A 10493-nucleotide genomic window follows, 5' to 3' on the forward strand; every position below is an offset into this window, starting at 1 on the left:
GGAACCACGGCGGGGGGGAGGAGGGGGAATCCGGGGTGGGGGAGACAATCCCCCGCCGAAGGGCGAACACTCCCTGTCCTCCCCGTCGCCCCCCCCCCGGCCGGGGGGGCCCCGGGGGCCGCGTCGCGTCAGGCGGCTTCGCTCCTGGGGACCGGGTCCGCCGGGGGACCCGCCACCGTGCCGTCCGGCAGCGGTGGGAGATCCGCCAGGTCCGGGAGGTCCGTCGTCACGCGGGGCTCGGGCGGCGGCCCCTCCAGGGCCTCCGCCTCCTCCGGGAGCACCGGCAACGGGTCCTGGAACGTCTCCGGCGGCGCCACCGGCACAGGGTCCTGGAACGTCTCCGGCGGCGCCACCGGCACAGGGGGCGTGGCCGCGTCGGACGGCGCCGCACCACCCTGCGGCGTCGCCGCCCGCTCCAGGAACCGCAGCAGCTCCACCGGGATCGGCAGCACCAGCGTCGAGTTCTTCTCCGCCGAGACCGCCATCACCGTCTGCAACAGCCTCAGCTGCAGCGCCGCCGGCTGCTCCGACATCACCGCCGCCGCCTCCGCCAGCTTCCTCGACGCCTGCAGCTCCGCGTCCGCGTTGATCACCCGCGCCCTGCGCTCCCGGTCCGCCTCCGCCTGCCGCGCCATCGAACGCTTCATCGTCTCCGGCAGCGAGACGTCCTTGATCTCGACGCGGTCGATCGCGACACCCCAGCCCATCGCCGGACTGTCGAGCATCAGCTCAAGACCCTGGTTGAGCTTCTCGCGGTTCGACAGCAGGTCGTCCAGATCGCTCTTGCCGATGATCGACCGCAGCGAGGTCTGCGCCATCTGCGAGACCGCGAACCGGTAGTCCTCCACCCGCACCAGCGCGTCCGCCGCGTCGACCACCTTGAAGTACACGACCGCGTCCACCCGCACCGTGACGTTGTCCCGGGTGATGCCCTCCTGCGCCGGCACGGGCAGCGTCACGATCTGCAGGTTCACCTTGTGCATCCGGTCGATCACCGGCACGATCATCGTGAATCCCGGCTGCCGGACCTGGCTCATCAGCCGCCCGAAGCGGAAGACGACACCCCGTTCGTACTGCTTCACCACGCGCGCAGCCGCGCCGACGTACACGACGACCGCTACACCGGTCGCCGCCGCCGCTGCCAACAGCTCCTCGACCATGACGGCCCCCTGAGCTCCGAGCCGAGCGTTACAGCAAGGGTATTCCCCTACAGCCAGCCCGCGAACTCCAGCAACAGCTCCGCGTCCTGCCGCCGCCCCGCCGTGAGCGCCCGAGTGCCCGACTCGACCGCGCGGAACAGGGTCCAGCCGCGCAGCCGCTCCCGGTCCACCTCCAGGGAGTCCGCCAGCTTGTTGACCCGCCGACGGGCCGCCGACGCCCCGGCCGAGGCCGCCACCAGATCCTCGACCCGGTCCCGTACCAGCCGCGCCAGGTCGTAGGCGCGCTCGCCGACCAGCGGCTCGGGTCCGACGGCCAGCCACGGCGCGCGGTCACCGGCGAGCACCTTGCCCTGGCGGAAGTTGCCGTGCAGCAGCAGTGTCTCGGGGGAGTCGGCGACCAGCTCCGCGCGCGCCTCCAGAGCGGCGGCGGTCAGCGCACCGGCCTCGGCGTCCGCCCGGTAGTACTCCATCGCCGTCGCCTGCCCGGCGGTGCGCTCGGCCACCGACTCGAAGCCGTGCGCCGCCGGCGGCTCCACCCACAGCTTCCGGACCGTGCCCGCCGCCTCCAGAAGCGCCTTGGCCTCCGGCAGGGAGCGCACCGACACCTCCGGGTGCAGCCGCTCCAGGACCAGCGAACCGTCCTCGGGCGCGTCGAGCAGCCGCACCGCGCCCCAGCCGTTCCAGTGCGCCAGCGCGTCCCGCTCCAGGTCGGGCCGGGCGGCCTCCGGGGCGATCTTCAGCGCGGCGGCGGAGCCGTCGGCCCGGCGTACGAGCACCACCAGACTGCTGCGGCCACCGGGCGCCATCACCCGCTCGACGTCCAGAAAGGCCCGCTCCAGGGCGTTCCTCGTGAGTTCGGGCAGCTTTCCGAGCCACTCGGCCGCGACCGCGTCCCCGTACGTCTCGCCGAGCGTCCGCACCAGTCGCTGCGGCGGTTCGAAACCCATGCGTGCGTTGTTCCTTCTGCAGTACGGAGCTGGTCGGGGCCGTTGGGGCGCCGGGCTCACACCCGCTCGGCGAGCCCAGGAAAGGTTACGTCGGTGCCGCGCCAGCGGACGGCCCGTACCGCCGCCTCCCGCAGCGCGGCGGCCGCGTCCCGCCGAAGCGGACCCTCCGCCGCCCGTACGAGATCGGAGTAGACCCCGGCCACCCGGTCCTCCAGAACGGCGGCGAGACGTCCGGCCGCCGCCGCGTCCGGCACCGGGAACGGCAGCTCGTAACCGGCCGCGGCGGCCACCGGTTCGCCGCCGAGGTCCCGCACGGTCCTGCGCAGACCGTCGCGCCGGGCGCGGTGCGCCTCGTAAGCCGCAGCGGCCTCCTCGCGCCGCTCGGCGCCGATCCGGCCGCCGACGACGCCGTACCCGTACACCGCCGCGTGCTCGGCGGCGAGCGCGGCGCGCGCCGCGTCGAGGGCGCTCATCCCCGGCCTCCTTCGGTCAGCAGATAGGCGTGCACCGCTCCGGCCGCCGCCACGGAGGCGAGCAGTCGGGCGTACTCGGGCGGCGCGTCGAGCAGCGTCGCCGCGTGGAGGTCGGCGGTCGACCGGGCGGCCGCCGCCAGCTCCTTGAGGGCGACCGCCGGATCGGCGGCCTCCGCGGGAGGCACCGGGGCCGCGGAGCCCGAGGGGACCGGGCTCGCCGTGCCGTTTCCCGTGCCGCTCGTCGCCCGACCGGCTGCGGCGTCCCCCGGCCGGGTGTCGGCCGGTCGGGTGTCGGCCGAAGGGGCGTCCTTCGCCGTGGCCTCGCCCAGCGCGGCGACGTGCGCCGCCACCGCCGCACGCAGCGGGGCCAGGCGCTCCGCCAGCGGGGGATGCGCGGCGAGTACCGCGTCGTAACGTTCCAGCAGGGTCCGGCTCGTCGACGCCGACCTGCGGCGGAGAGCCGCCTCGGCCAGCGCCGCCCGCTCGGCCGCGGAGGGCTTCCTCGGCCGCCCGCCGCCGCTCTCGGAGGTGCAGCCGGCCAGCGTCACCGCCCCGGCGGCCAGGAGCGCGCGCCTGCCTACGGTCGTCGTGCGCCCCACATTCACTCCTTCGGCCCGGATCGAAGATCACCGCAGGCGAGCGTACCCGCGCTCCCCGGGCCCGTGGACGGCAACACCCCCCGCGACCGGATACCCTTTGGTCTGACACGCGACGAACCCACAACAGCACACGCGGCCGAGGAGTCACCCGGATGAGCACCACCCAGAGCGACAGGCTGCGAGCACTCCTTGAGCCGCTCATCGCCTCGCAGGGACTCGAACTCGAAGAGCTCGAGGTGGCCTCCGTGGGACGTAAGCGGGTGCTGCGTGTGGTGGTCGACTCTGACGAAGGCGCCGACCTGGACCAGGTCGCCGATGTGAGCCGCGCGCTCTCGGCGAAGCTGGACGAGACCGATGTGATGGGCGAGGGGGAGTACGACCTCGAGGTCGGTACCCCGGGCGCGGAGCGCCCGCTCAAGGAGCACCGCCACTACGTGCGCGCCACGGGCCGGCTGGTCAAGCTGCAGCTCGACGACGGTGCCGAGCTCGTCGCGCGGATCCTCGCCGTGGACGACGACGGCATCGACCTCGAAGTGCCGGGCGTGAAGGGGCGCAAGCCCACCGCCCGCCGGGTGGAGTTCGCGGACGTCGCCAAGGCGCGTGTCCAGATCGAGTTCAACCGCAAGGACAAGAAGGAAGAGGAGGCGTAGCCGTGGACATCGACGTGAAGCTCCTGAAGGGCTTGGCACAAGAGAAGGAGATCTCCTTCGAGATGCTGGTCGAGGCGATTGAGTCGGCCCTCCTCATCGCATACCACCGCACCCCCTCGGCCCGCCGCCACGCGCGCGTGGAGCTGAACCGGCAGACCGGTCACGTGACGGTGTGGGCGAAGGAAGACCCCTCCGAACTGGAGGAGGGTCAGGAGCCCAAGGACTTCGACGACACCCCGTCGGACTTCGGCCGGATCGCCGCGAGCACCGCCCGCCAGGTCATCCAGCAGCGGCTGCGCGACGCCGAGAACGACGTCACCTTCGGCGAGTACGCCCGCCGTGAGGGGGACATCGTGGCCGGCATGGTGCAGCAGGGCAAGGACCCGAAGAACGTCCTCGTCAAGCTGGACGACAAGCTGGAAGCCATCCTTCCGGTGCAGGAGCAGGTGCCGGGCGAGGAGTACACGCACGGTCTGCGGCTGCGTACGTACGTGGTCCGGGTGGCCAAGGGTGTCCGCGGTCCGTCCGTCACCCTTTCGCGTACGCACCCCAATCTGGTGAAGAAGCTGTTCGCGCTCGAGGTCCCCGAGATCGCCGACGGTTCCGTCGAGATCGCGGCGATCGCGCGGGAGGCCGGTCACCGCACCAAGATCGCCGTTCGGTCCACCCGTTCGGGCCTGAACGCCAAGGGCGCCTGCATCGGCCCGATGGGCAGCCGGGTGCGCAACGTGATGGCCGAACTGCTCGGCGAGAAGATCGATATCGTCGACTGGTCGGACGACCCGGCCGAGATGGTGGCGAGCGCGCTCTCCCCGGCCCGGGTCTCCAAGGTCGAGATCGTCGACCTGGCGGCCCGCTCCGCCCGGGTGACCGTGCCGGACTACCAGCTGTCGCTGGCGATCGGCAAGGAGGGGCAGAACGCCCGTCTGGCCGCCCGCCTCACCGGCTGGCGCATCGACATCCGTCCGGACACCGAGCCGGGAGCACCCACCGGGCCGCAGGGCCCGGGGGGAGCGTCCGACGAGCGGCGCGATCGGGACTGAGCGCGCCGCAGGGAAGAGATCCCGCCTTCGCCACCTGGTGTGAGGGCGAGATCACGACAAACGATCGTTCGATTTTTGCCCCAAACGGGTGAGGTCGGTACGGGGAGGTAGACTTAACCGTGTCTGGCCGGACGCATGCCCGCGCGTGCCCTGAGCGAACCTGTGTGGGATGCCGGGAGCGAGCGGCCAAGAGCGATCTGCTGCGCATCGTGGCGGTCGAGGGCGCATGCGTCCCCGATCATCGCGGTACGCTGCCCGGCCGGGGTGCGTATCTGCACCCCGCCTCGGTCTGTCTCGACCTGGCGGTCCGCCGCCGGGCGTTCCCGAGGGCCTTCAAGGTCCCGGGGCCGCTCGAACTGGCGGAAATCAGGTGTCGGCTGGAGCAGCTCACCCAGTAAGAAGAAGTACGGCACGGATAACCGTGCGGTCAGGTACCTCGCGAGTTGGAAGTAGGTCGAGATTGCGATGAGCACTCGATGAGTACGCGATGAGTACGCCCATGAAGTAGCGACGGTCCGGCGGTAACCGGACCTAAAAGGAGCGAAGTGGCTAAGGTCCGGGTATACGAACTCGCCAAGGAGTTCGGCGTGGAGAGCAAGGTCGTCATGGCCAAGCTCCAAGAACTCGGTGAATTCGTCCGTTCGGCGTCCTCGACGATCGAGGCGCCGGTCGTGCGCAAGTTGACTGATGCGTTGCAGGGTCCCGGCGGTGGCGCCGGCAAGACCGCTGCGAAGCCTGGCGCGCCTCGTAAGGCCGCCCCCTCGAAGCCCGCGGCGCCGTCTCCGGCCGCCGCGGCACGTCCCGCTGCCCCGAAGCCCGGCGCCCCGGCCCCCAAGCCGGCCCCTGCCGCGCCTTCGGCCCCGGTCACCCCGGCGGCCCCGGCGAGCAGCACCCCCTCTCCGGCTCCGGCCGCCTCGGGCCCCCGCCCGGGCCCGAAGCCCGCGCCCAAGCCGGTCACGCCGGCTCCGGCCGCGCCCGAGTTCACCGCGCCTCCGTCGGCTCCCGCCGCCGGTCCGCGTCCCGGTGGCGCGACCCAGGGACCCCGTCCCACCGGCGAGCGTCCCGCCCGTCCGGGTCAGGGCGCGCCGCGTCCGCAGGGCCAGGGCGCCCCGCGTCCGCAGGGCCAGGGCGCTCCGCGTCCGGGCGGTGCCCGTCCGTCCGGTCCGCGTCCGGGCAACAACCCCTTCACCTCGGGTGGCTCCACCGGAATGGCGCGCCCGCAGGCGCCCCGTCCGGGTGGCGGTGCCCCCCGTCCCGGCGGCCCCGGTGCCGCTCCGGGTGCCCCGCGTCCGCAGGGCGGCCCCGGTGGCGCCCCGCGTCCCCAGGGCCAGGGCGGCGCGCGTCCCACCCCCGGTGGCATGCCGCGTCCGCAGGCTCCCCGTCCGGGCGGCGCGCCCGGCGGTAACCGTCCGAACCCCGGCATGATGCCGCAGCGTCCCGCTGCCGGCCCGCGTCCCGGTGGTGGCCCCGGTGGCGGCCGTGGTCCTGGTGGCCCCGGTGGTCGTCCGGGTGGCGGCGGCGGTCGTCCCGGTGGCGGCGGCGGCTTCGCCGGCCGTCCGGCCGGTCCCGGTGGTGGCGGCGGCGGCTTCGCCGGCCGTCCCGGCGGTCCCGGTGGTGGCGGCGGTCGTCCCGGTGGTCCCGGTGGCGGCGGCGGCTTCGGTGGTCGTCCCGGCGGCTTCGGCGGCCGTCCCGGTGGCCCCGGTGGCCGTGGTGGCACGCAGGGCGCCTTCGGCCGTCCCGGTGGCCCCGCGCGTCGTGGTCGTAAGTCGAAGCGTCAGAGGCGCCAGGAGTACGAGGCCATGCAGGCCCCGTCGGTCGGCGGCGTGATGCTGCCCCGCGGTGGCGGCGAGACCATTCGCCTGTCGCGCGGTGCCTCCCTCACCGACTTCGCCGAGAAGATCGGCGCCAACCCGGCGTCGCTCGTCGCGGTGATGATGAACCTCGGTGAGATGGTGACGGCCACTCAGTCCGTCTCCGACGACACGCTGCAGATGCTCGGCGACGAGATGAACTACACGGTTCAGATCGTCTCCCCGGAGGAGGAGGACCGCGAGCTCCTCGAGTCCTTCGACATCGAGTTCGGCGAGGACGAGGGCGGCGAAGAGGCTCTGGTCTCCCGTCCGCCGGTCGTCACCGTCATGGGTCACGTCGACCACGGTAAGACCCGACTGCTCGACGCGATCCGTAAGACGAACGTCGTCGCGGGCGAGGCCGGCGGCATCACCCAGCACATCGGTGCCTACCAGGTGGGTACCGAGGTCAACGGTGAAGAGCGCCGCATCACCTTCATCGACACCCCGGGTCACGAGGCGTTCACCGCCATGCGTGCCCGTGGTGCGAAGTCGACCGACATCGCGATCCTCGTGGTCGCGGCCAACGACGGCGTCATGCCGCAGACGATCGAGGCGCTCAACCACGCCAAGGCCGCCGGCGTCCCGATCGTCGTCGCGGTCAACAAGATCGACGTCGAGGGTGCCGACCCAACCAAGGTCCGCGGTCAGCTGACCGAGTTCGGTCTGGTGGCCGAGGAGTACGGCGGCGACACGATGTTCGTCGACATCTCCGCGAAGCAGGGTCTGCACATCGACTCCCTGCTCGAGGCCGTCGTCCTCACCGCCGACGCCTCGCTCGACCTGCGGGCCAACCCGAACCAGGACGCGCAGGGTATTGCGATCGAGTCCCACCTCGACCGCGGTCGTGGTGCCGTCTCGACCGTCCTGGTCCAGCGCGGAACGCTGCGCATCGGCGACACCGTGGTGGTCGGCGACGCGTACGGCCGTGTCCGGGCGATGCTCGACGACAAGGGCAACAACGTCGAGGAGGCGACCCCCTCGACTCCCGTCCTGGTGCTCGGTCTCACCAACGTGCCGGGTGCCGGCGACAACCTCCTGGTCGTCGACGAGGACCGTACGGCGCGTCAGATCGCCGAGAAGCGTGCTGCGCGTGAGCGCAACGCCGCCTTCGCCAAGCGCGTCCGCCGGGTGTCCCTCGAGGACCTCGACAAGGTGCTCAAGGCCGGTCTGGTCCAGGAACTCAACCTCATCATCAAGGGCGACGCGTCCGGTGCGGTCGAGGCTCTCGAGTCCTCGCTGCTCCAGCTCGACGTCGGCGAAGAGGTCGACATCCGTGTCCTGCACCGCGGTGTGGGTGCGGTCACCGAGTCCGACATCGACCTGGCCATGGGCTCCGACGCCATCGTCATCGGCTACAACGTCCGCGCTGCGGGCCGCGCGGCGCAGATGGCGGAGCGCGAGGGTGTCGACGTCCGGTACTACTCGGTGATCTACCAGGCCATCGAGGAGATCGAGGCGGCTCTGAAGGGCCTCCTCAAGCCGGAGTACGAAGAGGTCGAGCTCGGTACGGCGGAGATCCGCGAGGTCTTCCGCTCGTCCAAGCTGGGCAACATCGCCGGTGTCCTCGTCCGCTCGGGCGAGGTCAGGCGCAACACCAAGGCGCGCCTCATCCGCGACGGCAAGGTCATCGCGGAGAACCTCAACATCGAGGGTCTGCGCCGCTTCAAGGACGACGTCACCGAGATCCGCGAAGGCTTCGAGGGCGGTATCAACCTCGGAAACTTCAACGACATCAAGATCGACGACGTCATCGCGACGTACGAGATGCGCGAGAAGCCGCGCGCCTGAGTGCGGCTGTAGGTTCGGGGCCGGTCGGCGGAAAGTATTCCGTCGATCGGCCCCGGCCGTTGCGTGTACGGTTCTGGTGTTCCTGCCAAGCGACGGCGTGGCAGGCCATCGAACCCGAACCGGCGGGACATCCGGCACCGCATGTACGTGGGGACTCTGTCCTTCGATCTGCTCCTCGGCGACGTTCATTCGTTGAAGGAGAAACGCTCCGTCGTCCGGCCCATCGTCGCCGAGCTCCAGCGCAAGTTCTCCGTGAGCGCGGCCGAGGTGGGCGACCAGGACCTCCATCGCAGGGCCCGGCTGGGCGTCGCGCTGGTGTCCGGGGACCCGGGGTTCGTATCGGACGTGCTCGACCGCTGTGAGCGGCTGGTCGCGGCCCGGCCCGAGGTGGAGCTGCTGTCGGTGCGACGCAGGCTCCACACTGATGAAGACTGAATGAGCAAGGCAAAGAAGGAGAAGGACCAGTGGCCGACAACGCGCGGGCGAAGAAGCTGGCGGACCTCATCCGGGAGGTGGTCGCCGAGAAGCTGCAGCGCGGCATCAAGGACCCGCGCCTGGGTACGCACGTGACCATCACGGACACCCGCGTCACCGGTGACCTGCGGGAGGCCACGGTCTTCTACACGGTCTACGGCGACGACGAGGAGCGGGCCAGCGCGGCCGCCGGACTGGAGAGCGCCAAGGGCATCCTGCGCTCCGCCGTCGGTGCCGCCGCCGGGACGAAGTTCACGCCGACGCTGACCTTCGTCGCGGACGCCCTCCCGGAGACCGCGAAGACGATCGAGGACCTCCTCGACAAGGCGCGCGCCTCCGACGCGGCCGTGCGCGAGGCGTCGTCCGGCGCGAAGTACGCCGGCGAGGCCGACCCGTACCGCAAGCCCGAGGACGAGGACGAAGAGGGCACCACCGCCTGATGAGCACCGCAGGAAAGACGCCGGGGGGCATCTCCCGGCCGGAGACCGGGGGAGGCTTGGTCATCGTCGACAAGCCGCCGGGCTTCACTTCGCACGACGTCGTGGCCAAGATGCGCGGGATCGCCAAGACCCGTCGCGTCGGCCACGCGGGCACGCTCGACCCCATGGCGACGGGCGTCCTCGTCCTCGGCGTGGAGCGGGCGACGAAGCTGCTCGGTCACCTCGCGCTGACCGAGAAGGAGTACCTCGGCACGATCCGCCTGGGCCAGACGACCATCACCGACGACGCCGAGGGCGAGATCACGGCGTCCGTGGACGCTTCGAAGGTCACCCGCGAGCAGATCGACGCGGGCGTGGCCGAGCTGACCGGCGCCATCATGCAGGTGCCGTCGAAGGTCTCCGCCATCAAGATCGACGGCAAGCGGTCGTACGCGCGGGTGCGCGGCGGCGAGGAGTTCGAGATCCCGGCCCGGCCGGTCACCGTCTCGTCCTTCCAGGTGCACGACGTCCGCGAGGCCGTCGCCTGGGGGTCCCCCCAGGACGAAGGCTCCGGGGAAGGCACGCCCGTCGTGGACCTCGTCGTCTCCGTCGTCTGCTCCTCCGGTACGTACATCCGGGCGCTCGCCCGCGACCTGGGCGCCGGGCTCGGCGTGGGCGGCCATCTGACCGCGCTGCGGCGGACCCGGGTCGGCCCGTACAAGCTCGACTCGGCGCGGACGCTCGATCAGCTCCAGGCGGAGCTGACGGTCATGCCGGTCGCCGAGGCGGCCGCCGCGGCGTTCCCCCGCTGGGACGTCGACGAGAAGCGGGGCCGGCTGCTGCTGAACGGCGTCCGCCTGGAGATGCCGTCCTACCCGGCTGGACCGGTCGCGGTCTTCGGGCCCGGCGACCGGCTGCTCGCCCTCGTGGAGGAGCAGAAGGGCAAGGCCAAGAGCCTCGCCGTCTTCGGCTGACCCGCCGACCGTGCGTGGTGGGGGGGGGGAGGGGGTGGGGGCATCCCCCCCCCCCCCCCAGAAATACCCACCCACTCCCAATATGGGCGTTCCCCCACCCCCCCCCCCTAGCT

General features: G+C 72.0%; 11 protein-coding genes. 7 read left to right on the plus strand and 4 right to left on the minus strand.

All coding sequences use genetic code 11. The annotated features are described in order from the left end of the window. Window positions 1–128 precede the first annotated feature (128 nt). From ACFUJR_RS20400 to ACFUJR_RS20415, 4 genes are read right to left on the minus strand one after another with little or no spacing between them, the layout of a single operon-like run. On the minus strand, window positions 129–1160 hold the full coding sequence (locus ACFUJR_RS20400; RefSeq protein WP_383179089.1) for a slipin family protein: 1032 nt from the start codon (window positions 1158–1160) through the stop codon (window positions 129–131). Window positions 1161–1207: 47 nt separating this feature from the next. Beyond that, a complete protein-coding gene (locus ACFUJR_RS20405; protein WP_383179092.1) occupies window positions 1208–2107 on the minus strand; it encodes an aminoglycoside phosphotransferase family protein in 900 nt (299 codons plus the stop codon). A 56-nt stretch (window positions 2108–2163) separates the two neighbouring features. Further along, entirely contained in the window at window positions 2164–2580 is a 417-nt protein-coding gene (locus ACFUJR_RS20410; protein ID WP_383450610.1) for a ferritin-like domain-containing protein, read from the minus strand. Then, window positions 2577–3179, minus strand: coding sequence for a hypothetical protein (locus tag ACFUJR_RS20415; RefSeq protein ID WP_383179097.1), 603 nt, complete (start codon window positions 3177–3179; stop codon window positions 2577–2579). The genes ACFUJR_RS20410 and ACFUJR_RS20415 overlap by 4 nt, the downstream gene beginning before the upstream one ends. Window positions 3180–3331: 152 nt before the next feature. On the opposite strand from ACFUJR_RS20415, the gene rimP reads away from it, so the two are divergent. The 7 genes from rimP to truB all read left to right on the plus strand — a co-directional run bounded on the left by rimP (window position 3332) and on the right by truB (window position 10380). Continuing rightward, a complete protein-coding gene (gene rimP, locus ACFUJR_RS20420; RefSeq protein ID WP_383179100.1) occupies window positions 3332–3829 on the plus strand; it encodes a ribosome maturation factor RimP in 498 nt (165 codons plus the stop codon). Between the two features lie 2 nt (window positions 3830–3831). Further along, complete coding sequence (gene nusA / locus ACFUJR_RS20425; RefSeq protein WP_383179103.1) at window positions 3832–4872, plus strand: transcription termination factor NusA; 1041 nt, start codon at window positions 3832–3834, stop codon at window positions 4870–4872. Window positions 4873–4991: 119 nt separating this feature from the next. Further along, on the plus strand, window positions 4992–5270 hold the full coding sequence (locus ACFUJR_RS20430) for a YlxR family protein (protein WP_383179106.1): 279 nt from the start codon (window positions 4992–4994) through the stop codon (window positions 5268–5270). 147 nt (window positions 5271–5417) lie between these two features. Continuing rightward, window positions 5418–8513, plus strand: coding sequence for a translation initiation factor IF-2 (gene infB, locus ACFUJR_RS20435; RefSeq protein WP_383179109.1), 3096 nt, complete (start codon window positions 5418–5420; stop codon window positions 8511–8513). A 141-nt stretch (window positions 8514–8654) separates the two neighbouring features. Next, window positions 8655–8948 (plus strand): DUF503 domain-containing protein, encoded by a 294-nt coding sequence (locus tag ACFUJR_RS20440; protein WP_019889861.1) that lies wholly within the window; start codon window positions 8655–8657, stop codon window positions 8946–8948. A 29-nt stretch (window positions 8949–8977) separates the two neighbouring features. After that, window positions 8978–9427 (plus strand): 30S ribosome-binding factor RbfA, encoded by a 450-nt coding sequence (rbfA, locus tag ACFUJR_RS20445; protein ID WP_361603499.1) that lies wholly within the window; start codon window positions 8978–8980, stop codon window positions 9425–9427. Then, window positions 9427–10380 (plus strand): tRNA pseudouridine(55) synthase TruB, encoded by a 954-nt coding sequence (gene truB, locus ACFUJR_RS20450; RefSeq protein WP_383179112.1) that lies wholly within the window; start codon window positions 9427–9429, stop codon window positions 10378–10380. Before rbfA ends, truB begins: the two co-directional genes overlap by 1 nt. Window positions 10381–10493 lie beyond the last annotated feature (113 nt).

It is taken from the genome of Streptomyces sp. NPDC057271, from assembly GCF_042668715.1.
Classification (GTDB): domain Bacteria; phylum Actinomycetota; class Actinomycetes; order Streptomycetales; family Streptomycetaceae; genus Streptomyces.

Bases quoted from the DNA above. Each gene is read 5' to 3' on its own strand.
- ACFUJR_RS20410 (WP_383450610.1), bottom strand. From the start codon at position 2,580: ATGAGCGCCCTCGACGCGGCGCGCGCCGCGCTCGCCGCCGAGCACGCG.
- truB (WP_383179112.1), top strand. From the start codon at position 9,427: ATGAGCACCGCAGGAAAGACGCCGGGGGGCATCTCCCGGCCGGAGACC.
- ACFUJR_RS20440 (WP_019889861.1), top strand. From the start codon at position 8,655: ATGTACGTGGGGACTCTGTCCTTCGATCTGCTCCTCGGCGACGTTCAT.
- rimP (WP_383179100.1), top strand. From the start codon at position 3,332: ATGAGCACCACCCAGAGCGACAGGCTGCGAGCACTCCTTGAGCCGCTC.
- ACFUJR_RS20400 (WP_383179089.1), bottom strand. From the start codon at position 1,160: ATGGTCGAGGAGCTGTTGGCAGCGGCGGCGGCGACCGGTGTAGCGGTC.
- ACFUJR_RS20405 (WP_383179092.1), bottom strand. From the start codon at position 2,107: ATGGGTTTCGAACCGCCGCAGCGACTGGTGCGGACGCTCGGCGAGACG.